Annotated in this window: 17 protein-coding genes; 12 read left to right on the top strand and 5 right to left on the bottom strand. The window is 47.4% G+C overall.

The window, feature by feature from the left end:
- Positions 1–82 precede the first annotated feature (82 nt).
- Genes A37S_RS0104635 through fsa form a run of 7 tightly spaced genes read left to right on the top strand, consistent with a single transcriptional unit; the run spans position 83 to position 8,174 of the window.
- Complete coding sequence (locus tag A37S_RS0104635; RefSeq protein ID WP_028295970.1) at positions 83–1,627, top strand: alpha-N-arabinofuranosidase; 1,545 nt, start codon at positions 83–85, stop codon at positions 1,625–1,627.
- A gap of 18 nt (positions 1,628–1,645) precedes the next feature.
- Positions 1,646–3,634: an alpha-L-arabinofuranosidase C-terminal domain-containing protein gene (locus tag A37S_RS0104630; RefSeq protein ID WP_036601266.1), complete on the top strand. Its 1,989-nt coding sequence runs from the start codon at positions 1,646–1,648 to the stop codon at positions 3,632–3,634.
- Positions 3,635–4,642, top strand: coding sequence for a family 43 glycosylhydrolase (locus A37S_RS0104625; protein WP_245586308.1), 1,008 nt, complete (start codon positions 3,635–3,637; stop codon positions 4,640–4,642).
- Positions 4,643–4,670: 28 nt separating this feature from the next.
- Positions 4,671–5,831, top strand: a complete 1,161-nt coding sequence (locus tag A37S_RS27010; RefSeq protein WP_245586307.1) for an aldose epimerase family protein — start codon at positions 4,671–4,673, stop codon at positions 5,829–5,831.
- Positions 5,832–5,840: 9 nt separating this feature from the next.
- Positions 5,841–6,806 carry a glycoside hydrolase family 43 protein gene (locus A37S_RS27005; protein ID WP_028295966.1) on the top strand — a complete coding sequence of 322 codons (966 nt, stop codon included), beginning with the start codon at positions 5,841–5,843 and terminating at the stop codon, positions 6,804–6,806.
- Between the two features lies 1 nt (position 6,807).
- The gene (locus A37S_RS23610; RefSeq protein WP_051292718.1) at positions 6,808–7,506 is read left to right on the top strand and encodes an HAD family hydrolase; all 699 of its coding nucleotides are present in this window, start codon (positions 6,808–6,810) and stop codon (positions 7,504–7,506) included.
- A complete protein-coding gene (gene fsa / locus A37S_RS0104605; RefSeq protein ID WP_028295965.1) occupies positions 7,503–8,174 on the top strand; it encodes a fructose-6-phosphate aldolase in 672 nt (223 codons plus the stop codon). The genes A37S_RS23610 and fsa overlap by 4 nt, the downstream gene beginning before the upstream one ends.
- Before the next feature lie 186 nt (positions 8,175–8,360).
- Here fsa and A37S_RS0104600 read toward each other — a convergent pair whose 3' ends face one another.
- The 4 genes from A37S_RS0104600 to A37S_RS0104585 form a co-directional block, all read right to left on the bottom strand.
- Entirely contained in the window at positions 8,361–10,058 is a 1,698-nt protein-coding gene (locus A37S_RS0104600; RefSeq protein ID WP_028295964.1) for a sodium:solute symporter family transporter, read from the bottom strand.
- Between the two features lie 71 nt (positions 10,059–10,129).
- Entirely contained in the window at positions 10,130–11,629 is a 1,500-nt protein-coding gene (gene araA, locus A37S_RS0104595) for an L-arabinose isomerase (protein ID WP_028295963.1), read from the bottom strand.
- A 21-nt stretch (positions 11,630–11,650) separates the two neighbouring features.
- The gene (locus A37S_RS0104590) at positions 11,651–12,346 is read right to left on the bottom strand and encodes an L-ribulose-5-phosphate 4-epimerase (protein WP_028295962.1); all 696 of its coding nucleotides are present in this window, start codon (positions 12,344–12,346) and stop codon (positions 11,651–11,653) included.
- A 3-nt stretch (positions 12,347–12,349) separates the two neighbouring features.
- Positions 12,350–14,047, bottom strand: coding sequence for a ribulokinase (locus tag A37S_RS0104585; RefSeq protein ID WP_028295961.1), 1,698 nt, complete (start codon positions 14,045–14,047; stop codon positions 12,350–12,352).
- 237 nt (positions 14,048–14,284) lie between these two features.
- Between A37S_RS0104585 and A37S_RS0104580 the strand changes: the two genes are divergently transcribed.
- Together A37S_RS0104580 and A37S_RS0104575 are read left to right on the top strand one after the other, a co-directional pair.
- Complete coding sequence (locus A37S_RS0104580; protein WP_028295960.1) at positions 14,285–14,986, top strand: NUDIX hydrolase; 702 nt, start codon at positions 14,285–14,287, stop codon at positions 14,984–14,986.
- A gap of 136 nt (positions 14,987–15,122) precedes the next feature.
- Complete coding sequence (locus A37S_RS0104575) at positions 15,123–17,474, top strand: glycoside hydrolase family 127 protein (protein WP_028295959.1); 2,352 nt, start codon at positions 15,123–15,125, stop codon at positions 17,472–17,474.
- 23 nt (positions 17,475–17,497) lie between these two features.
- Here A37S_RS0104575 and A37S_RS0104570 read toward each other — a convergent pair whose 3' ends face one another.
- Entirely contained in the window at positions 17,498–19,429 is a 1,932-nt protein-coding gene (locus tag A37S_RS0104570; RefSeq protein ID WP_028295958.1) for a glycoside hydrolase family 43 protein, read from the bottom strand.
- A 193-nt stretch (positions 19,430–19,622) separates the two neighbouring features.
- Here A37S_RS0104570 and A37S_RS23605 point away from each other — a divergent pair, with 193 nt between their 5' ends.
- The 3 genes from A37S_RS23605 (at position 19,623) to A37S_RS0104555 (ending at position 23,740) form a co-directional block, all read left to right on the top strand.
- A complete protein-coding gene (locus A37S_RS23605) occupies positions 19,623–20,612 on the top strand; it encodes a glycoside hydrolase family 43 protein (protein WP_036601296.1) in 990 nt (329 codons plus the stop codon).
- A 109-nt stretch (positions 20,613–20,721) separates the two neighbouring features.
- Positions 20,722–22,665, top strand: coding sequence for a glycoside hydrolase family 97 protein (locus tag A37S_RS0104560; protein ID WP_028295957.1), 1,944 nt, complete (start codon positions 20,722–20,724; stop codon positions 22,663–22,665).
- A 76-nt stretch (positions 22,666–22,741) separates the two neighbouring features.
- Positions 22,742–23,740, top strand: a complete 999-nt coding sequence (locus A37S_RS0104555) for a glycoside hydrolase family 43 protein (protein WP_028295956.1) — start codon at positions 22,742–22,744, stop codon at positions 23,738–23,740.
- Positions 23,741–23,831: the final 91 nt, after the last annotated feature.

Below are 23,831 nucleotides of genomic sequence, written 5' to 3'. Positions count from 1 at the left end.
TGACATTTAATTTTTTACCTTATCTTTATGGCCACGATGTCCTTGTACGAGGATTTTGTGGCCAAGTTAAAATTATCCAATTATGCATAAATTATCATTGTTTCTACTCTTTCAATTCTTCTTTTGTTGGGGTATCTCTCTGGGCCAGTCCAAGGTCACGTTAGGTGTAGATAGCGCTGAGGTTATCATCAGCAAGCACATTTATGGCCATTTTGCCGAGCACCTGGGTCGTTGTATTTACGATGGCATCTATGTGGGGGAAGATAACAAAACCGTAGCCCATACCAACGGCGTAAGGAATGACGTCATAGAGGCCCTGAAAAAATTAAATATCCCCAACTTGAGATGGCCGGGAGGCTGTTTTGCCGATACTTACCACTGGAAAGATGGCATAGGCCCCAAGGCCGAGCGGCCTAGCATCGTCAACAACTGGTGGGGCGGCGTCACCGAGGACAACAGTTTTGGTACGCACGACTTTCTGAACATGTGCGAGCTATTGGGTACCGAGCCCTATCTGGCCGGCAATATCGGGAGCGGTGAGGTACAGGAACTGGCAGACTGGGTACAATACGTCAATTTTGATGGCAAGAGCCCCATGTCCGATCTCCGCAGGGAAAATGGACGGGACAAACCCTGGAAGGTGAAATTCTGGGGAGTGGGCAACGAAGCTTGGGGCTGCGGGGGTAACATGCTGCCTGAGTACTATGCCGACCTGTACCGCAAGTATGCTACGTTCATGGCCGATTGGGATAACTCGGGTGGACTTTTCCGCATAGCTTCAGGGGCGAATGTGGACGACTACAACTGGACGGAAACCTTGATGAAGAAAATTCCCAAGAACTTGGTGTCGGGCGTAGCCTTGCACCACTATGCCAACGTGCAATGGAACAAGAAAGGTTCGGCCACCAAATATTCCGATGAAGAGTATTTCAAGACTATGAAATCGGCCTGGCGTATGGAAGAGCTGGTGGCCAAGCACAGTGCTATTATGGATAAATACGATCCGCAGAAGCGAATAGCCCTGGTGGTGGACGAGTGGGGAGGATGGTATGAAGTGGAGGAAGGAACCAATCCCGGGTTTCTTTATCAGCAGAATACCATGCGCGATGCCATGATTGCCGGTGTCACCCTCAACGTATTCAACAACCATGCTGAGCGCGTGCGCATGGCCAACCTGGCCCAAACGGTCAACGTTTTGCAAGCCGTCATCTTGACGGAAAAGGACAGGATGCTATTGACACCAACTTACCATGTCATGGAGATGTACAAGGTACATCAGGATGCCAAGCTAATTCCGGTAAAGATCGAATCGGTCGATTTTGTCTACGGGGAGGAAAAGCTACCTGCCGTATCCTCTTCGGCCTCTTTGGATAAGGAAGGCAAGCTTCATATATCTTTGGTAAACATAGACGATACCAAGTCCAATAAAGTCGATATCGATTTGGGAAGAAAAGACCTTAAATTGGCACAGGCGCGGATTCTCCGCTCGGATAACTTGAGGGACTACAATTCTTTTGACAAACCCGACCTGATTCAACCATCGATCCTAAAAGATCTGGAGGTAAACAGTGGACAGCTAAGTCTTACCTTACCCCCTTTTTCCGTAGTGGTGCTAGAATTGAATTAATGGTTTAGATTTTATATCATGATTGCAAAACACATAAAATGCAGTATACTTGGACTCATCTCGCTCGTATCTATGGGCACGGCCCAGGAAGTAAAAACACTCAAGGTAGACTTGGCAAACGCAAAGGCGGATGTTTCCGACAAGCTTTGGGGCGTATTTTTTGAGGATATCAATATGGGAGCCGATGGTGGCATATATGCCGAGCTAGTAAAGAACCGTTCCTTTGAATTTACCGAGCCCCTGATGGGATGGAAAAAACTGGGAAAAGGCGTGGCCGAAGGCGATGTGCTGGTGGTCAACAGGAGCGGGAAGCAATACGAGCGAAATCCCCGATATATCAGTGTATATACCGGAAATGCCGAAGCGAACAAGGTAGGTTTGGAGAACGAAGGTTTTCGGGGCATGGGTATCAAGAAGGGGCTGAGGTACGATTTTTCGTCTTTCTATCGCACAGACGGTACAGACATTAAACTAACGCTGGAATTGCTCGATACCACAGGTAGGGTAATAGGTACGCAGGAAGTCCCGATTGGTGCTACCGCAGGGCAGTGGCAAAAAATCAATGCCAGTTTGACGGCTACCGCCACAGAAGCAAAAGGGCATTTTCGATTATGGATAGTAGGCAAGGGAAAAGTAGATATGGATATGATTTCCTTGTTTCCCGAAGATACCTGGAAGAATAGGCCGGGAGGTTTGCGGGCAGATATGGTGCAGCTCTTGGCTGACTTAAAGCCTGAGTTTATACGCTTTCCTGGCGGCTGTATCGTAGAAGGGCGCGACTTGGCCAATCGCTTTCAGTGGAAAAAGACCGTAGGCCCCGTAGAAGACCGTCAGCTGATCATCAATCGGTGGAATACCGAGTTTAAGCATAAGCTGACACCCGACTATTTTCAGAGTTTCGGACTGGGTTTCTTCGAATATTTCCAGTTGGCCGAGGATATCGGTGCACAGCCATTGCCCATCCTCAACTGCGGGATGGCCTGTCAGTTCAATACGGCCGAATTGGTGCCTTTGGAAGATTTGGACGAATATGTGCAGGACGCATTGGACCTGATCGAATTTGCCAATGGCGACCTTTCTACCGCTTGGGGTAAGCTAAGGGCCGAAATGGGCCATCCCGAACCCTTTCATCTCAAGATGCTGGGCGTGGGGAACGAAAATTGGGGGCCGCAGTACATCGAACGCTTGGCCATTTTTCAGAAGGCCATCAAAACGAAATATCCCGATATCCAGATCATTGCTAGCTCGGGTACTGATCCCGACGGGGAGCGCTTCGAATTTTTGGACAAGCAGTTGAGGTCCATGAAAATCGATGTCATCGACGAACATTTTTACCGTAATCCGGAATGGTTTTTGAAAAGCGCGGCCCGCTATGACCACTACGATCGCCAAGGGAGCAAGATATTTGCGGGGGAATATGCCGCACATACCGATAAGATTGCCAGCAATGGTAACAAGAACACTTGGCGTGCTGCGGTGGCAGAAGCCGCATTTCTCACGGGTATAGATCGCAATGCGGATGTGGTGGCCATGGCCTCCTATGCACCGCTTTTTGCCCATGTCGATGGCTGGCAGTGGAGCCCAGATCTCATATGGGTAGATAATCTCCGTTCCTATGGCACACCAAACTATTATGTGCAGCAATTGTACTCGACCAACAAGGGCGATAAGATAGTGCCACTCACGAAAGATGGCGCACCACTGGTAGGCAAGGATAGCCTATATGCTTCTGCCATGTGGGATAGCAAAGCGAAAGAGCTGATCATTAAGGTAGTCAATCACTCCAATAAAGAACAACACATCAAGCTTGATTTGGGAAAAGGAGGCAAGTGGCAAAAATCGGTATCGGTTCAGGTACTGCATGCCGATGACCTGGACGTCGGCAACACCTTGGATGAGCCTAAGAAAGTAAGCCCTCGAGAGCAGAACATGGCCATAGCGGCCCTGCAAAAGGATATAGGTATGCAACCCTATTCGTTTCATGTATACCGAATCAAAGCAAGATAGATGATGCGCGCACTGGTCTTTGGTTTATTGGCTGTTATCGTTGGCACCACATCGTTTGCTCAGGAGCAAGACATTGTGGTACATGACCCCGTTCTCCAAGAGGTGGATGGAAAATATTACCTTTTTTCTACCGGCAACGGGATCAGTGTATGGCGTTCCGATGATTTGAAGAACTGGCAAGCCGAGCCTGCTGTGTTTTCCGAGCCACCGCTTTGGGCCAAAGAGCAGATACCGAGCTTCAAAGGGCATATCTGGGCTCCCGATATCAGTTATTATCAAGGGAGGTACTATTTGTTCTATTCGGTATCGGCTTTTGGGAAAAACACCTCCTGTATAGGACTGGCCACCAATATTACTTTGGACAGGGACGATCCCAACTTTCATTGGGAAGACCATGGGCTTATTATCCAGTCGTTTCCAGGTGTCACTAATTGGAATGCCATAGACCCAAACATGGTGCTGGACGAAGGGGGCAACCCTTATTTGGTTTTCGGATCTTTTTGGGGAGGCCTGCAATTAGTAAAGCTTCGCCAAGATGCCTTAGCGGTGGCCGATACCTTAAAGCACCCTTTGAAAACCATAGCCAGTAGAAAGAAAGATCCGGCCTTGCCTAACCCATTGGCCATAGAGAACAACCCGGTAGATGCGGGTGGCAATGCCATAGAAGCACCGTTTATTTATAGACATGAAGGGTACTTTTATCTATTTGCATCCATCGATTACTGTTGCAAGGGTAAGGAAAGCACCTATAAGATGATCGTAGGGCGTTCCAAGGTCGCGGAAGGACCTTACGTAGACGAACGTGGGGTGGATATGGCAAGGGGAGGTGGCAAGTTATTGTTGCAGGGTGACGAGCGTTGGCACGGTGTTGGACACAATGCCGTGGTGAACATAAAGGGTGTAGACTATATCCTGTTTCATGCCTACGATGGCAATGACAACGGCAAGCCCAAGCTGCGGTTGAGCGAGTTATCATGGAATAAAAGTGGCTGGCCAGAAATTAATTGATTAATATTGCTGATAAATTAAAACTTATATGATGAACTTGGGAAAATTGACTGCTGGTCTTCTTGTTGTAGGAGTCGCAGCGTGTGGCAGCCCCGCGGGAAAACAGGGATCTGCCGAGCTAGACAAGGCGGATTCGGTGGATTTTAAACTTGGTAACTTCAATCAAGAACATGAAGGAAAGCAAATTGGAATTTACTATCTGAAAAACAAGGATGGCGTGAGTGCGGCTATTACCAATTTTGGTGCTCGCTTAGTACAACTGTTGGTTCCCGACAAAAATGGCCAGCTCACTGACGTGGTACTAGGTCACGATAATATAAACGAATACCTGAAAAATCCGACCACCTTCTACGGTAGTACCATAGGACGCTATGGCAATAGGATCAAGGATGGTGCTTTTTCATTGGATGGACAAACCTATCAGTTGCAGCAAAATGACGGCAGCAATAGCTTGCATGGCGGAAAGGATGGGTTCCATACTAAAGTATTCGATGCACAGCAAGTCGATAGTCAAACGGTGAAACTTACTTACATTTCTGTTGACGGCGAAGCCGGATATCCAGGTACATTAACGGCTACAATCACCTATAGATTGACCGACAATAACAGTATTGAGATCTCCTATGAGGCTACTTCGGACAAGAACACCGTTGCAAACCTTACCAACCACAGCTTTTTTAACCTCAATGGAGCGGGAAATGGAGACATCCTATCGCATGAATTGCAGATCGATGCCGATGCGATAACATCGGTGGACAGCACGCTGATCCCAACGGGTGAACTGATGCCTGTAGAGGGTACGGCTTTTGATTTCAAGAACGCGACCAAGGTGGGTGAGCGTATAGGAAATGAAGAGGAGCAACTGAAATTGGGTGGAGGATACGACCATAACTATGTCCTGAACAAGAAAGAAGGCTATGGAAAGATCGCTTCCCTGTACAGCGCAGAGACCGGAATTTTCATGGAAGTCTATACCGATCAGCCAGGTGTACAGTTCTATTCGGGCAATTTTATGAAAGGCGGTGATCATCATGGAAAGGGCGGAAAGGATTACGATTATCGCACGGCTCTTTGTTTGGAGACCCAACATTTTCCAGATTCCCCCAACAGGCCCGAATTTCCGAGTACCGTGCTGAAGGCGGGAGAAAAATACAGAACGAAAACTTCCTATCACTTTACGGTAAAATAGACAATGAACATGAGAGCGCTAATCCAATTGTCCCTTTTGGCTATACTGCATACCCAAGCGGACTTTGCGAATGCACAGGATACGACCTTTATGGCTAAAGGCAACCCCATTATCACTCATAAGTACACGGCGGACCCTGCGGGCTTGGTGGTAGGGGAGAAATTGTACGTTTATGCCGGCCATGATGAGGCACCAAAAAGCAAGCACTTTTATGAAATGCATGAATGGTTGGTCTTCTCCACGACCGATCTCAAAACATGGACGGAACATCCCGTTCCTTTGAGCACAAAGGATTTTTCTTGGTCCAAGGGCGATGCCTGGGCTTCGCAGGTAATAGAACGGGATGGCAAGTTCTATTGGTACGTCGCTACCGAACACAAAGATGGCGGCAAGGCCATCGGGGTAGCTGTGGCCGATAGGCCAGAAGGGCCATTTAAGGACGCGCTTGGCAAAGCATTGATAACAAACGAAATGACGAGAGCGACAGCCATCTCATGGGATGATATAGACCCCTCGGTCATTATTGACGATGATGGGCAGGCTTATCTATTTTGGGGCAATACGGCCTGTTATTATGCCAAATTGGCTAATAACATGACCGAACTGGCAGGAGATATTCAAGTCATAAATATCCCAAAGTTTACCGAAGCGCCGTGGATACATAAGCATAAGGGATGGTACTACCTGTCCTATGCTACCGAGTTCCCAGAGAAGATAGCCTATGCTATGAGCAGGAGTATACATGGGCCTTGGGAATTTAAAGGTGTCATCAATGAGATTGCCGGAAATTCCAATACCAATCACCAATCTATCGTGACCTTTAAGGGAAAGGACCTGTTCATCTACCATAACGGAGCCATCAATACTGATGGAGGAAGCTACCGCCGTTCGGTATGTATCGATGAGCTGAAATATAACAAGGACGGTTCCATAAAGCGCGTCGTCATGACATCGGAAGGAATAAATTCACATTAGTATGCAAAAGTATAAAGCCGTGCTGTTTGACCTGAATGGCACCATGGTAGACGATATGCAATATCACATCCAAGGATGGAAAGAGGCCTTGCATAAATGTCTAGGTGTAGATGTCGGCGTTGAGCGCCTGAACCGCGAAATGTACGGCAAGAACGTGGAAGTACTCAAGAGGTTACTGCCAGATAGGGGATTTTCCCCTTCGGAAATCAGAGCGCTGGAAAAAGAAAAGGAAGAGAGGTATAGAAAAAATTTTGAACCTCATCTGAAGTTGCTGGATGGCCTGTACAACTTTCTGTTCTTTCTTCAGGATCACCGGATAAAAATAGCGATCGGCAGTGCGGCCATACAGGAAAATATCGACTTTGTGCTGGATGGTTTGCATATAAGGTCTATGATCGATGCGGTAGTAAGCGCAGATGAGGTAAAGGAGAGCAAACCTAGCCCAGAAACCTATCTGCAATGCGCCAGTAAGCTGCAATTGCCTCCAGCGGAATGCCTAGTATTTGAGGATAATCCCAATGGCGTGCTATCTGCCCAGAGGGCGGGCATGGATGCTGTAGTGGTCATGACCATGCATGGGCCAGATGACTTTGTCGGGTTGGACAATGTGAAGGCATTTGTGGCCGACTTTACAGATCCCATTCTTCGGGAAATCATGGAAGGAAATTTTGACGAAACAATAAATAAGGGAAGTTTATGAAATTTTTTATCGACACGGCAAATCTCGAACAGATAGCCATAGCAAACGATCTGGGTGTATTGGATGGCGTAACTACCAATCCCTCCCTCATGGCCAAGGAAGGTATTAGCGGGGAGGAAGCGGTAAGAAAGCACTACCGAGCTATTTGCGATTTGGTAGATGGCGATGTGAGTGCAGAAGTGATCGCCACAGATTATGAGAACATCGTCAAGGAAGGCTTGGTATTGGCTGAGCTCCATGAAAACATCGTGGTGAAAGTACCCATGATAAAGGATGGTATCAAGGCCATACGTTATTTCAGCGAGCAAGGCATCCGTACCAATTGCACCTTGGTGTTCTCCGCTGGACAAGCATTGCTGGCGGCCAAGGCCGGTGCGACCTATGTATCTCCATTTGTGGGACGTTTGGATGATATTTCCACGGATGGGTTGTCGCTGATTGAAGACATCAGGACCATATACGACAACTATGGCTATGAAACACAGATTTTGGCGGCATCTATCAGGCACAACATGCATATCATCGAATGTGCCAAGATTGGGGCAGATGTTATGACAGGGCCTTTATCTGCCATACTAGGGCTGTTGAAGCACCCTCTTACGGACAAGGGCCTGGAGCAATTTTTGGCAGACCATGCCAAGGCTGCTGCTGCGGCTCAAGTAGTGTAAACAAGGAGAACTATGAAAGCAAAAGGCGAAAAGAAATACGATCTTTTCGCCTTTTCTATGGCAAGGAGCTTATTATTAATGTGGATGCATGCTCGCTTTGAGGTTCCAATTGACGGGCATATACCATCTTCATAAGAGCCCGCTGTATCTGTTAGGCCATGTCCTTTAATTGGTCGTCGGTGTTAATTACCAAAATCTAACATAAAGGGCACTTACCAAGATAAGGGTAATGACAATCAATACCATGACAGATGGTTCTACACGGAACATCTTGGTATCCAGTACAAAGGCCTTGGGATTTACCTTTGGACCCAATAGGCTAACGGAAACCATTAGGATCATGGTGAACAGGAAAGCCAGCCCCATGCAGATCTGAAAAGGAATTTCATATCCGCCTCTACCATTTGGATAAGCGGTATATATCCAGGTTTCGTTGCCGAACAAAGAAGGAGCAAACTCATTGAAAAAGACCGATAGACCAAAGCCGGTAATTAGGCCCAATATGGCTGCCGTACCGGTCGTGCGCTTCCAGAACATGCCCAATAGGAACATGGCAAATACCCCGGGGCTGATGAAGCCCGTATATTTTTGGATAAAGGTAAATCCACCAGCTCCCCCAATACCCAGCATATCGTCCCAAGTGAATAGGATGGAAAGCAGGATGGACGCAATAACGGTAATTTTCCCTACCCATACCATTTTGGATTCGCTTGCGCCCTTGTCCATGTATTTTTTGTAGATATCCAGTGTGAAGATAGTAGCAATACTATTGGCTTTGCCGGCCAACGACGCTACGATGGCAGCGGTAAGTGCAGCCAATGACAGGCCTTTCAGCCCATCTGGCAAGAAGCCCAAGATAGCCGAATAGGCATTGTCGGGATTGAAATTGCCGCCGGGTGCCATTTCGTTCTGCAAGGCTCCGTTTTTGTAAAGCACATAAGCTGCAATACCGGGGAGCATCACAATGACCGGCATGAACAATTTCAGAAAGCCGGCAAAGAGAATACCCGTACGTGCCGTTTTCAGGTCGGCACCCAAAGCCCGCTGGGTGATGTACTGGTTACAGCCCCAGTAGTTGAGGTTGACTATCCAGATACCGGCAAAGTACATGGCAATGCCCGGCAGCATCAGGTATTTGTTGATGTGCTCCTGGGAGGAGCCGGGGCCAGGTTTGTCGATAATCATTTCAAAATGGTCCGGGGAATCTTTCAACAATTTATTGAAACCTGCCAATACGTCTTTTCCCATACCGAAATGTTCGCTTACGAGCGTCAGCGCCACATAGGTAGTGGCGATGCCGCCTATAATGAGTACAACTACCTGGATGACATCCGTAAACCCTATGACCCGCATACCGCCAAGTGTAATCACGATGGCAAAAATGGCCAGTGCCACCACAATGAGGTGGAAGCTTTCGCCGCCCGCCATATTGTTTATGGCCAGGGAGCCCAGGAACAAGATGGATGTCAGGTTGACGAAAATATAGAGGAACAGCCAGAATACGGCCATAATGAGGCTGGTGGTCTCATTGTAGCGGTTGTTCAGGAACTGCGGCATGGTAAATATCTTGTTCTTCAGGTAGACAGGGATAAACCATACGGCTACGATGATGAGGGCTATGGCAGCTATCCATTCGTAGGCCGCAACGGCCACGCCCACGGTGAAACCATTGCCACTCATGCCGATAAACTGCTCGGCGGAAATGTTGGAGGCAATGAGCGACGAGCCTATGGCCCACCAGGTGAGTGAGCCTTCGGCAAGGAAATAATCCTTGCTACTGGCCTTTTCTGAGCTTTTCTTTCGATAAATCCAATAGCCATAACCGGCCACTAGAAAGAAGTAGATGACATATATGATATAATCTACGGTTGCAAATTTTTCCATATCAGTTCCATATTGGTTTGTATAGGGTTGTCGATAAAGTTAACCTTTTTCGACAACCCCACAGGTCTTGGTTATTTTTTCAATAAATAATACAATTCACTCCATTTCAGCTCATTTTCGAACGTCGAAAGGTTCGTGTTCTCGTCTATCGCCACGTATTCGATATTGGCTATTTTGGCAAAGTCCTCCAGGTATTCGGGGGTGAGGCTCAGGCTGTAGGCGGTATGGTGGGCGCCTCCGGCATAGATCCATGCGCTGCATCCGGTTTTCATATCGGGCAATGGTTTCCATAGTACTCTGGCTACGGGCAATTTAGGCAGTTCGTTTTCTACTTCCACACCCTCTACCTTGTTGACGATAAGCCTAAATCGGGTGCCAAGGTCTACCAAGGAGGCATTGAGTGCAGGACCGCTTATGCCGTTGAATACCAGCCGTGCGGGGTCTGCCTTTCCGCCAATGCCCAGTGGGTGCACCTCTATCCTGGCTTTGCCCTTCGCCAGGGCGGCGTCCACTTCCAGCATGTGCGAGCCCAGCACCAGGGCATTGTCTGGGTCGAAGTTGTAGGTATAGTCTTCCATGAAAGCGGTGGTTCCGGGAAGTCCGACGCCCATTACCTTACAAGCCCTCACCAAGGCTGGGGTTTTCCAATCGCCTTCGCCCGCAAAACCATAACCTTCGGCCATGAGCCTTTGTACCGCTAAGCCTGGCAACTGTACCATGCCATGCAAATCTTCAAAAGTATCGGTAAAACCCTTGAAGTTGCCCTGTTCAAGGAACTTTCTCAACCCTATTTCTATTTTGGCCGCCTCTACCAGGCTATGGCGTTGCGCGCCGCCGGCTTTCACGTCATCGGCCAACTCATAGATGGTTTCATATTCAGCTAATAAGGTGTTTATCTCCTCTTCGCTAGTTTGATTGATGACCGCCACCAAATCGCCAATGGGGTAGGTATTGACAGAGAAGCCGAATTTTGTTTCGGCCTCTACCTTGTCCCCGTCGGTAACGGCCACGTAACGCATATTGTCGCCAAAACGTACAAATTTGGCACCTTGCCAATCGTGCCAAGCGGCCGCGGCCCTGGCCCACACGTTGATCCTTTCCAATACCTCTTCATCTTGCCAGTGCCCGGTCACCACCTTTCGGTTGATGTTCAGCCTGGTGACGATATGGCCGAACTCCCTGTCGCCGTGTGCACTTTGGTTGAGGTTCATGAAGTCCATGTCCATGCTAGACCAAGGAATGTCCCGGTTGTATTGCGTATGGAGATGCAGCAAAGGCTTTTGCAGCGCCTTCAATCCCCTGATCCACATTTTTGCCGGTGAAAAGGTATGCATCCAGGTGATAATACCGATGCAATGGGCATCTGCATTGGCAGCGACGATGGTATCGTATATTTCTTCGCTGTTCTTTACGATAGGCTTGTAGGTTACTTGTATAGGAGTACTTTCGTGAGTGGAAAGGTATTGCGCTATTTCCTCGGCATGTGCAGCTACTTGCTGGAGTGTTTCTTCCCCATATAAGTCTTGGCTTCCGGTAACGAACCAGACTTGCAGTTGTTTTAAATCTATCATTCTATTTTAAGTGAAATTTATTTATTCTTGACCATAATAGGCATTGCCGCCATGTTTTCGTTCGTAGTGTTTCTTTATGAGTGCGTCTTTCAACCTGGGTGCGTTTGGGTTGATTTGCTCGGTTAGGAGTGCCATTTGCGCCACCTGTTCCAGTACGGCACTATTATATACCGATTTGATACCCGTTTTTCCCCAGGCAAAAGGGGCGTGGTTGCCCACCAATATCATTTCCACTTCCTTGTAGTCGAGGCCCTGTTCCTTAAAGTGGTTGATAATCTGAAATCCGGTCTCGTATTCGTAGTTGCCACGTATCATATCGTCGCTCATGGGCGGGGCACATGGGATGTCCGCTGTAAGGTGGTCGGCATGGGTAGTGCCGTAATTGGGAATAGCACGCTGGCTTTGTGCCCATGCCGTGGCATAGGTAGAGTGCGTGTGGGTTACTCCCCCTATTCCCTCCCAATGCTTGTACAGTACGGCGTGGGTCTGGGTATCCGAAGAGGGCCGTAGATGACCCTCAACTATTTGTCCCTCGAAATCGACGACGACCATTTTTTCGGGCGATAATTCTTCATAAGGTACGCCACTGGGCTTGATGGCAAAGACACCTTTGGAGGCATCGGCTACGCTGACGTTGCCAAAGGTGAAAAGCACTAGGCCCAGTTTAGGCAGTTGCATGTTGCAATGGTATGCTTCTTCTTTGATATGGTTATACATGGTTTAAGCTAGGTTTAACTGTTCTTCCTTGATATCCTTTTTGCTCAGGAAACTGCCAAATTCCTTGTACTTTAGGTAGCGTTTGGCATAGAGCGCCGTTTTTTCCGCATTGGGATAATAGGTTTTTTCAAAACCTTGTCCCATGGCTTCCATGGCTTCCTCCACTTTGGTATATATGCCTGCTGCAGTGGCTGCAAACATGGCCGCACCGATGGCGCAGGTCTGTTCGCTTTTGTGGATTTTAATGGGCATATCCATAATATCGGCCATGGTCTGCATGATGTAGGGCGATTTTTTGGCCACGCCACCGAGACCGATAAGTCCTTTCACGGGAATTCCCTGCTCGATGAAACGTTCTACGATGCTTTTCGCACCAAAACAGGTGGATTCGACAATAGCCCTAAATATCTTCACCGTGTCGGTTCCTAGATTCAATCCCTGTATGGCCCCCTTTAGTGTCTGGTCCGCATCTGGCGTTCGGCGACCATTCAGCCAATCGACGGCAAGTTCGGAAGATTCCGTTACGGGGAGTTCTTCCGCCAATTTGCTCAATTGCGGCAACAATTGGTCATCAAGTTCTTTTATGAGGTAATTGATGGTCTCTTCATCTACATTGGCTAGGCCGGCCAATAGGTTCTTGCTAGGCCAGAGTAGTACTTGTTTTAGCCAAGCGTAAGCGTCTCCAAAAGCAGATTGCCCGGCCTCCATACCAATCATGCCAGGAATGATAGAGCCATCGACCTGTCCACAGATACCCTTTACCAGTGTATCGGCCACTTCATCCTTAGGAGCCACCAACATATCACAGGTAGAAGTACCCATCACTTTGCTAAGATAATAGGGTTCTATCTGGCCTCCTACGGCTCCCATATGGCAATCAAAGGCACCTATGCCTATGACTACATCGGTAGATAGGCCCAGTGTATCGGCCCATTCTTCGCATAGGGTACCCGCTGCTTGATCGGCCGTGTAGGTCGTGCTAAATAGCCTATCTGTAAAACCATTTAGCAATGGATCTAAGGAGCTGAAAAATTCGTTCGGAGGGAGACCGCCAAATTCGGCTGCCCATAGGGATTTATGCCCCGCCGAACAAACACCTCGTTTTATGTCTTTTGCGCGCTTGCCGCCAGAAAGCATGAAAGGAATATAGTCGCAATGTTCCACCCAGGTATAGGTGGCGTTCCTTACCTTTTCATCAGCCCGGAATACATGGAGCAATTTGGCCCAAAACCATTCTGACGAATAGACGCCTCCGACGTATTTCAGGTAATCGGTTTTGAAGTTTTTCGCATGTCTGTTGATTTCTTCTGCTTCCCGAACGGCCGTATGGTCTTTCCAGAGCACAAACATGGCATTGGGGTTGTCCGAAAAATCTTCCAGGAGGCTTAGTGGTACACCTGCTTCGTTAATGGCAATGGGTGTGGAGCCGGTAGTATCTATGGAAATAGCCTTGATTTTTTTGGCTATATCCAGTTCGGTGGCCTGCTGCAGGCAGTCCTTGATGGTGAATTCTAGTCCTTCTATGTAGTCCAGGGGATGTTGTCGGAATTGGCTTTCCGATGGAATGCAAAAATCCCCTCTTTTCCATCGCGGATAATAATATACCGACGCGGCCACTTCTTCGCCGGAGCCCGCGTTTACGATGACGGAACGTACCGAGTCACTTCCGTAATCTACTCCTATAACAAATGCTGTGTTCATCCTGTCAATGAGGTTTTTTATTTGGTTATTTTTTCATTATAAACGTTCATGCAAGGAGGTGTTTCATGCCGAAAAACTCCTTTTCATTATAATTAATGTCAAATTAACATTTAATTTTTTAGAAATGGAAATTTATCTGGAATTAGTTTACTCATGTTTTGTCGGCAAATTTTAAGAGAGATTAAGTCATTGATTTGTTCGCTGCAATTTTTTTTAATATAATTGTCTTTTTACTTTATGACGTCTTATAAAACTGAACCACCTGTACTTCTTGCGGTTGATTGCATTATATTTGGCTTTGATGGCGAAGGCTTGAAGATATTGCTGATAAAGCGTGGCTTTGAGCCCGAGCGGCATAAGTGGAGCTTGATGGGAGGCTTTGTCCAGCCTACTGAAAGTCCTGAAGATTCCGCGGCAAGAATTCTCAAAAAATTGACGGGGCTTACGGATGTTTATATGGAACAGATTGCGGTTTTTGGCAAGCCTGACAGAGATACGGAGCAGCGTGTGGTAAGCGTGGTCTATTTTGCATTAATAGATATCAACAAATATGAGCATGTCATCAGCCATGATTATAGGGCAGAATGGTTTCCGTTAAAGGAAGTTCCACAGCTAATATTTGACCATAATGAAATGGTAGAAGTAGCCAAAAAGAAACTGAAGTATAAGGCAGCGCTATACCCTATTGTGTTCGAACTGTTGCCGGAGAAATTTACCATTCCTCAAATTGCCTTGTTGTATGAAAGTGTGTATGATATCGACTTGGATAGGCGAAACTTTAGTCGCAAATTGCTTTCATCGGGCCTGATTATCAAGTTGAAGGAAAAGGATACCGAAAATTCAAAAAAGGGAGCTTTCTATTTTAAGATAAATACGGAAGTCTATAAGGAAAAAATTATGTCGTTCTTGAGATTCCTACCCGGATGGCCTATTGACTAAAGGGCAATTCACCGCAGGTTATATAAATGTTTTTTTGACATTTATAATTATATGCATACATTCGCAACATGAGATTGCCTCCATATGGTATCGATCTTCTATGTTGTTAACCAATGTATAGCCATTAAGACCGCAGATGAAAAAGTATCTTTTCCTTTTCCTTTCCATTAGCCCGTTCGTTATAATAGGGCAAACCAAGAGGCTTTCGACATTCTCGCTTGAAGATGTGCGATTAACAGAAAGCCCGTTTTCTGAAGCACAAGAAACAGATAGGGCCTATATCATGAAATTGGATCCAGACAGGCTGTTGGCTCCATTCAGAAAAGAAGCGGATTTGGCTGTAAGGAAAGAAAGTTATGGCAACTGGGAATCTACCGGGTTGGATGGTCATATTGGCGGACATTACCTGTCGGCACTTGCCAATATGTATGCATCCACAGCCGATTCCGCTATAGGGAAAAGGCTGGAATATATGATTTCCGAATTGGCAGATTGCCAAAAGAGCAATGGGAATGGCTATGTTGGCGGAATACCGGATGGAAAGGCGCTTTGGAAGGAGATTGCCGAAGGCAAGATAGAGGCCAGTTCCTTTTCGCTCAACGGAAAATGGGTTCCCTGGTACAACATCCACAAATTGTATGCTGGCCTTTGCGATGCCTACCTGTTGGCACATAACGAGCAGGCAAAGGATGTGTTGGTAAAACTTTCGGAATGGTGCCTTGGCTTGACGGATAATTTGACCGATGAACAGATGCAGGAAATGCTCATCTCGGAGCATGGGGGCATGAATGAGACTTTTGCCTATGTTGCCAGTATCACCAAAGATAAGCGCTACGTAAGATTGGCACAGCGATTTTCAGACCGCCGGATTTTGAATCCCTTGCTGGAAGGCCGCGATGAGCTCAACGGGTTACATGCCAATACCCAGATTCCAAAAGTAATAGGCTTTTACAGTGTTGCCCAGTTGACAGATGAGCAGGAATGGGCCAAAGCGGCCCGTTTTTTCTGGAATACGGTAGTCAACAAGCGAACGATATCGATAGGCGGTAACAGCGTGCGCGAACATTTCCATCCTTCGGATAATTTTTCTTCCATGCTGGAATCGGTGGAGGGACCGGAGACATGCAATTCGTACAACATGCTGAAGCTGTCGAAACAATTGTTCCTGACCAAGCCATCACCTGAACTGATTGATTACTATGAACGGACATTGTACAACCACATCCTCTCCTCACAGCACCCGCAAGGAGGCTTCGTTTATTTTACGCCCATGCGCCCAAGGCACTACCGCGTATACTCTCGGGTGGACGAAGGTTTTTGGTGCTGCGTAGGCTCGGGTCTGGAAAACCACGGCAAATATGGCGAGTTGGTCTATGCGCATAATGGCGAGGATCTATTTGTCAACCTGTTCATTCCATCTACGCTGAATTGGAAAGAAAAAGGGGCGAAGATTTCCCAAGACACTAAATTTCCATTTGAAGAAGCCACCGAGATCAAAATAAATCTAGAGAGGAAACGGTTATTTACCGTTTATATCAGAAAGCCGTCTTGGGTAAAGGATAGCGGTTTTCAGGTCAAAGTAAATGGTAAACGGGTGGCGGCTACCGAAGATGTGGTATCTTCCTATATCGCTGTAGAACGCACATGGAAAAATGGAGATATTGTTAGCGTATCATTGCCCATGGAAACGACTTTGGAACAAATGCCCGATCAATCGCCCTGGTATTCTTTTGTTCACGGCCCCATTGTACTGGCGGCGGCGGTAGACTCGAGCGGTTTGGATGGGCTGTTTGCAGATGGCAGCAGGATGGGCCATATTGCCCATGGCCCCCTATACCCCATTGATAAGGCCCCGCTTTTGGTCGGTGAGCCCGCGGAAATTCTCCAGTCTTTAAGGCCAGTTGAAGGCGAACCTTTGACGTATAACATTACAAACGCATATTATCCGGAACACGAGGGAACGTTGGAGTTGAAACCTTTCTTTCAGCTTCACGACGCGCGTTATATGTTGTATTGGATGCAAACCAGCCCAGAAAACCTGGACAGTATCGTGCTGAAACTCCAAGAAGAGGAACAGGCTATGCTGGAACTGGAATCACGCACGATCGATAAAATAACTCCTGGGGAGCAACAGCCGGAATCCGATCACGGCTTTAAAGGAGAGCGTACCGAGTCTGGCGTGTTTCAAGACAGGCACTGGAGACATGCAAGAGGATGGTTCAGCTATAATCTGAAGAATCCAGGCAAAGATGCCCAAACGCTACGGATCACCTATTTCGGAGGGGATAAAGGACGTAGTTTCGATATATATGTTAATGATAAGCTGTTGGAAAGGGTGACGGCACATGCTGAAGGGCAGGACGGCTTTTATGACGTGGACTATGAGCTGGCTGATGGCATGACTTCTGATCCTGTATTGAACTTGAAATTTGTCGCCCAAAAAGGCTCGGTAGCTGGGGGGGTGTATTATATCCGATTACTCAGATAATCCCTCTATTTGCCAAAGGCCTCCTAATTTGTAGGTACTACAGGCACAATGCTACCATCTGTCCTAAATTCCAGCTTGTCCATGCATACTTCGCGGTGAAAACCGGCCGCTTGCCCCATTTTGATGCCGTTGGGAATATTGAAACGGTGGTACACGATATACCATTCGTCGCTATTGGGCATCTGCAGCACCGAGTTATGCCCTGTTCCGTAGATGCCCTTTTCTGGGACTTTGCTTAGGATTAGGTTGTCCTTTGGAATTTCGATGGGTCCCAAAGGTGATTTGGAAGTGCCGTACCTGACCCTGTAGTTTTCGCTGCGCGTATCGTCCTCGGACCAAAGAAAGTAATAAATGCCCTTGCGGTAGAATACGTAGGCCCCTTCGCGAAAGGTACCATCGCTCGGAGTGATGATCTTTGGGCTGGAAGATTTGATAGATACCATATCGTTATTCAGCTCGACAACGGCCAGGTATCCATTGCCCCAATAGAGATAGCTTTTCTTGGATTTGGGATCCGTAAACACGTCGGGATCTATCTCTTGTCCTCCCTTGATGCCTTCGGGTCTTTTGTCTACCAATGGTTTGCCGATATCGGTAAACGGCCCAGTGGGCGAGTCGGCTACGGCCATACCTACCTTCTGTGCTCCTGTGAAATAATAAAAATACTTGTATTTTCCTTTTATTTTCTTCTCCTCAATGGCAGGGGCCCAAGCGTGCCTGCCTGCCCATGGGACGTCCTTTTTTAGGTCAAGGATGATACCTTCATCTTTCCAGTCTTTTAAATTGTCGGAGGAGAACGTCTTGAAATAATAGCCACTCCAACCGTCAAACCCATCACTGGTTGGATACAAATAGTATTTCTTGGTTTTCTGGCTATACAGGATTTCCGGATCGGCATAATAGCCTTCTAGGATGGGATTATTTTTCCAGGCAATTTCGGGGTATGCTTTGGGTTTTCCCCATTTGTCGATGAGCGTTTTCAGTTCTTTCTGCGTAATGGGAATAATGGTGCCGTGCCTGGGATGAAAGTCCATGGAGATTTCCTCGTCTATCACCTCAAAGTGTTCCAAATCAGTGCTCTTGGTAAACTGGTATTTGCCTTTGGTATAAACATCATACATGAGGATATACGTGTCCGAGTTGATGAGTTTGAACGTGCCCGCGCCTTCTACCGCGTCATTGGTTTGTTGTTTGTAATCGTCATCTTCTTTCCATTGACCTGAAGTCAGCCTATCGGTAGTGGCATGTTTGATACCGTTGCCGTGCCCCTCGGTCTTGTAGAATAGGTGGTACAGGCCGTCCTTGTACAGGATATCGCCATCAATGCAGGATTTGCCGTTCTTGGGGAAAAACAATTGTTTGGGCTCGCTTTCCAGATCGCTGAAGTCTGCATTGGCATAAGCATAGTAAATGATGTCTGGCCCATCTCCGTGCTTCATGGACCAGTACACCATATATTTCCTTGCCTCTTTGTCGTAAATGGTCTGTGGCGCCCATACCCGTAGGAGGTTTTCCTGATTGGGGTATTTCTGCTGGATATTGATGACGCTCGATTTCCAATTGATCAGGTCATCTGATTTGAGCAGTACCATGGCCCTATTGGAATCCCAACCTTTGGAAGAAACCATATCGGTCAGTACCATATAGAACGTTTTTCCGTTCTCTCCGCGCAGTATATGTGGGTCTCGCACGCCACCGGTGGAGCTGATGGTCCTGGAGTCGAGGATCGGATCGTTGTTGTTCAAAGCGTAATAACGATAACCGTCGGGGCTTATGGCAAAGCGTACGGCTTCTTCTTCTATGCGGTTGCCCGTGAAATAGGCAAATAGGTAAGCGGTGTAGTCCTTTTCCGCCACGTTAGGAGGAACGCTTTGGGCCTTCATGGCCAAAGGGAAAAAACAGATGAATAGTGCCAAGCAGAGAAGAGGCGTGGATGGAAAAGAGCGCGTTTTCATATGGTTCTCTAGTATCTTTATAACTGGTAAAAAACACGGCAAGATAATCAAAAACAAATAAATGTCAAACTTACTTTTATTATCGGCGCGCCAAAGCGAATTTGCCCCCTCAATTATACGAAAGTGACCATGTTGCGTATCGGACGAAATCGGCATCTTTAGCCAGTAAAATATAGCAGCTATGACCATGATTATGAGAACAAGATTTTGTATGACCTTACTGTGCTTGATATTATTGGAACTTGCAGAGGTGCAAGGACAGCATAAAATGATGGATGTCTTTCAGCCAGGTTCCATATGGCCCGATACCGAAGGCAAGCACATCAATGCCCATGGCGGAGGGATATTGTTCCAGAACGGAACTTACTATTGGTACGGAGAAAAGCGGGGCGATAAAACCTCATCGGGCGGGGTGTCTGTCTATTCCTCCAAGGATCTTTACAACTGGAAGAACGAAGGGATTGCGCTATCGCCTTCCGATGATCCCGATAGCGATATCACCCTAGGCTGTATCATGGAAAGACCCAAGGTCATATACAACAGGAAAACCAATCAATATGTCATGTGGTTCCACCTGGAACTGAAAGGCAGGGGCTATGCGGCGGCACGGGCAGGGGTGGCCGTGAGCGACAAGCCTACGGGGCCATTTAAGTTTGTCTCCAGTTTCCGTCCCAATGGCAATATGTCCAGGGATATGAACCTCTATGTAGACGACGATGGCAGCGCTTACCACATCTATTCGTCGGACGAGAACATGGACCTCCGCATCGTGAAACTGGCAGACGACTTCCTGTCGGCCACCACGGACGATACTTTTCTCTTTAGGCGACAAAGGGAGGCACCTGCCTTGTTCAAATATAAGGGAAAGTATTACCTGATTACCAGCGGCTGTACGGGCTGGGCGCCAAACGAAGCTTCCATACACGTGGCCGATCAAATAAGGGGGCCGTATACGCTCTTGGGCGACCCTATGCGTGGGCCAAATGCCAAGAAGACTTTCGGTGGCCAATCGACCTATATATTGCCCGTGCAAGGCAAGAAAGATGCGTTTATCTTCATGGCCGATATCTGGAGACCACAGAATTTGCAGGATAGCAGGTACATATGGCTGCCCATCGGTCTTGACGAAGAAGTGCCCTACGTCAAATGGATGGATGAGTGGCAGTTGGATTGGTTTAAGTAGGACGGTTTGGGTGAATTCTTCCACCTGATATTAAATGTAATTTGTACATTTGTTTTGTCCTTGTTAGGATGTGAACCAATTGGACTTAATTTTAACGATTGATATTGAAATGAAAAGAATTACCTTGGTATGCCTGTTTTTGATGGCTTTTACATGCTTGTTTGGAGAAGAAGTGCTCGTGACGGGGCCCGACGGGCAGCTGGCACTGCGTTTTTATATTCATCAAGGATTGCCCGTCTATTCGGTGAGCTATCAGGGAAAAGCCATGCTGGAAGAGTCGCCTTTGGGCCTGGTGACCAGCGCAGGTGATTTCAGCAAGGAAATGCGATTGGTGAATACGGAAGAGTCGACGATCAACGAGGCCTATTCCCTTGACCGTATCAAGCGCTCCAAGGTAAACTATGTAGCCAATAAGGTGGTGCTGACGCTAGAAAACGCGGAAAAAAAACAAATAGCCATTACCTTTCAGGTCAGTAATCATGATATTGCATTCAAATATGCCTTATTCCAATACAGGGAAACGGCCAATGCCATTATCGTAAAGGAAGCCACGGGCTTCGATTTTCCGCAGCATACCACCACTTTCCTAAGTCCGCAAGCAAGTCCCATGATCGGGTGGATGCGCACCAAACCGAGTTATGAGGAAACCTATGTGCCCGATGAACGCTTGGGAACACCGTCACGGTACGGTGAGGGTTATACCTTTCCTTCCTTGTTCCATGTGGGCAGCGATGGCTGGGTACTGTTATCGGAAACGGGAGTCCGTAGCTTATATTGTGGGGCTCACCTAAGTGAGGGTAGTGCGGATGGTTTGTACACCATTGCTTACCCAAATCCGGGAGAGAACAACGGAATTGGTAGTGCCAATCCTGCCATTGCCTTGCCCGGGGAGACACCATGGCGTACCATTACCGTTGGCAATACCTTACAGCCAATTGTCGAAACTACCGTTCCCTTTGATGTTGTCTCCCCGCTGTACGAAGCCTCCCGGGATTATCGTTACGGTCGTTCCACTTGGAGCTGGATTATGTGGCAGGACAACAGCATCAATTATGATGACCAGGTGCGGTATATAGACCTAGCGGCAGCCATGGGATATGAATATGTGCTGATAGATGGCCTTTGGGACAAACAGATTGGTTACGAGCGCATGCCCGACCTGTTCAAGTATGCCCAGTCCAAGGGAGTTGATGTCTTTTTGTGGTACAACTCCAACGGTTATTGGAACGATGCCCCGCAGGGAGCCAAGCAAAAAATGAACAATGCCATTGCACGTAAGAAAGAAATGAAATGGCTGAAAGAGCTGGGCATCAAGGGACTCAAGGTGGATTTCTTTGGAGGCGATAAACAGGAAACCATGAAGCTCTATGAAGATATCCTTTCGGATGCCAATGATTATGGATTGATGATTATTTTCCACGGTTGTACCCTGCCCAGGGGATGGGAGCGCATGTACCCCAACTATGTGGGCAGCGAAGCCGTACTGGCCTCCGAAAATCTCATATTTACCCAAGAAGCAAACGATAAGGAAGCTTTCCATGCCGCCTTGCACCCGTTTATACGCAATACGGTGGGGTCTATGGAATTTGGTCCCGTATTGCTCAATAAGCGCCACAATAGGACCAATGATGGCGGTACGGTGCGGAAGACGACGGATATTTTTCAGTTGGCGACCGCTGTGCTGTTCCAGAATGCGGTGCAAATGTTTGCCTTAGCGCCCAATAACCTGGATGATGTGCCAAGCTTTGAAATAGATTTCATGAAACAAATCCCAACCACATGGGACGAAACCAAATTCATTGATGGCTATCCGGGGAAATATGTTATCCTCGCTAGGAGAAGTGGAGAAAAATGGTACATAGCAGCGATCAATGCTACTGATGAGCAGCTTTCCGTGAAGGTAGAGCTACCAATGTTGGCAGGAGAAACGGTGCTCAAATATGGCGATAGCAAGAATAGGCAATCGAATGTGGAAGAATTGAATATCAAGAAGAACGGGCAGCTCACGCTATCGGTACAGCCTAACGGGGGACTTGTTCTAGTGAAGAGATGAAGGAAATGAAATGATGGATACTATCCATTTTTTGCGCTATAGGAATAATAATGGTCGTTATTAAATAAAAGATGAAATGAAAAAGGTTTGGTTGTTTTTAGGATGCTCGTTTTTTTCATTGATGCTATCGGCACAAAGAAGAGAAAGACTCGAAATCAGGGAAAGCGTTCCTTTGGACTCCATTGTCTTGAGCGACCCCGCCATACTGGCCGACCGCAAGACAAGTGCCTATTACATGACTGGTACGGGTGGCATGCTCTGGAAAAGCAGTGACTTGAAGTACTGGAACGGGCCTTTTCGGGTAGCCGAAACCGATTCAAGTTCGTGGATGGGACCAAAGCCAATGATCTGGGCAGCTGAAATCCATGCTTATAAGGACAAATACTATTATTTTGCCACTTTTACCAATAGATCCGTCAAGATTGACACGGTCAGGGGAAATGAAATAGAACGCCGTGCCAGCCATGTACTGGTAAGCGACCGTCCCGATGGGCCCTATGTACCCATGCAGGATTCCATTTATTTGCCCGCCGATAAACCGACCTTGGACGGAACTTTCTGGGTCGATAAGGATGGAAAGCCCTATATGGTCTACTGCTATGAGTGGCTGCAGAACTGGGACGGCACCATCGAAAAGATCGAATTGAAACCTGATTTGAGCGGAGCGATAGGCGAGGGGAAAGTGTTGTTTCGGGCCAGTGATTCCCCTTGGAGCCGTGAGAAAGGTGAGGATGGCAAGGACCGTCCGAACAAGGTTACCGATGGCCCTTACCTGTTCCGCACCGCAACGGGTCGGTTGGGAATGATCTGGACCAGTTGGATATACGATGTATATACGCAGGGGGTGGCCTATTCGGAGAGCGGAACCTTGGATGGGCCTTGGATACATGAGCAGAAGCACATTACCCCGCCCAATTATGGCCATGGCATGTTGTTCCATACTTTGGACGGCAAACTGCTAATGGCTGCACATAGCCATGAAGCCGTCGATGGCCGATATCATAGGGTTCCCCATTTGTTTGAAGTTGATTTGTCGGGTGATAAATTGGTCGTAGGTAAACTTTATACCCCTTAAAGTTTTATACCCCCTCTTTTGTACTAGATTGCCCCCTAATTACATTCCGAAAAGTGGGTATATTGCGATTTTATTTACTATCAATCGTAGC

It is taken from the genome of Olivibacter sitiensis DSM 17696, assembly GCF_000427965.1.
GTDB lineage: Bacteria > Bacteroidota > Bacteroidia > Sphingobacteriales > Sphingobacteriaceae > Olivibacter > Olivibacter sitiensis.
This window is presented reverse-complemented; position numbering and strand designations above follow the sequence as displayed.

Bases quoted from the DNA above. Each gene is read 5' to 3' on its own strand.
- A37S_RS0104635 (WP_028295970.1), top strand. From the start codon at position 83: ATGCATAAATTATCATTGTTTCTACTCTTTCAATTCTTCTTTTGTTGG.
- A37S_RS0104630 (WP_036601266.1), top strand. From the start codon at position 1,646: ATGATTGCAAAACACATAAAATGCAGTATACTTGGACTCATCTCGCTC.
- A37S_RS0104625 (WP_245586308.1), top strand. From the start codon at position 3,635: ATGATGCGCGCACTGGTCTTTGGTTTATTGGCTGTTATCGTTGGCACC.
- A37S_RS27010 (WP_245586307.1), top strand. From the start codon at position 4,671: ATGATGAACTTGGGAAAATTGACTGCTGGTCTTCTTGTTGTAGGAGTC.
- A37S_RS27005 (WP_028295966.1), top strand. From the start codon at position 5,841: ATGAGAGCGCTAATCCAATTGTCCCTTTTGGCTATACTGCATACCCAA.
- A37S_RS23610 (WP_051292718.1), top strand. From the start codon at position 6,808: ATGCAAAAGTATAAAGCCGTGCTGTTTGACCTGAATGGCACCATGGTA.
- fsa (WP_028295965.1), top strand. From the start codon at position 7,503: ATGAAATTTTTTATCGACACGGCAAATCTCGAACAGATAGCCATAGCA.
- A37S_RS0104600 (WP_028295964.1), bottom strand. From the start codon at position 10,058: ATGGAAAAATTTGCAACCGTAGATTATATCATATATGTCATCTACTTC.
- araA (WP_028295963.1), bottom strand. From the start codon at position 11,629: ATGATAGATTTAAAACAACTGCAAGTCTGGTTCGTTACCGGAAGCCAA.
- A37S_RS0104590 (WP_028295962.1), bottom strand. From the start codon at position 12,346: ATGTATAACCATATCAAAGAAGAAGCATACCATTGCAACATGCAACTG.
- A37S_RS0104585 (WP_028295961.1), bottom strand. From the start codon at position 14,047: ATGAACACAGCATTTGTTATAGGAGTAGATTACGGAAGTGACTCGGTA.
- A37S_RS0104580 (WP_028295960.1), top strand. From the start codon at position 14,285: ATGACGTCTTATAAAACTGAACCACCTGTACTTCTTGCGGTTGATTGC.
- A37S_RS0104575 (WP_028295959.1), top strand. From the start codon at position 15,123: ATGAAAAAGTATCTTTTCCTTTTCCTTTCCATTAGCCCGTTCGTTATA.
- A37S_RS0104570 (WP_028295958.1), bottom strand. From the start codon at position 19,429: ATGAAAACGCGCTCTTTTCCATCCACGCCTCTTCTCTGCTTGGCACTA.
- A37S_RS23605 (WP_036601296.1), top strand. From the start codon at position 19,623: ATGAGAACAAGATTTTGTATGACCTTACTGTGCTTGATATTATTGGAA.
- A37S_RS0104560 (WP_028295957.1), top strand. From the start codon at position 20,722: ATGAAAAGAATTACCTTGGTATGCCTGTTTTTGATGGCTTTTACATGC.
- A37S_RS0104555 (WP_028295956.1), top strand. From the start codon at position 22,742: ATGAAAAAGGTTTGGTTGTTTTTAGGATGCTCGTTTTTTTCATTGATG.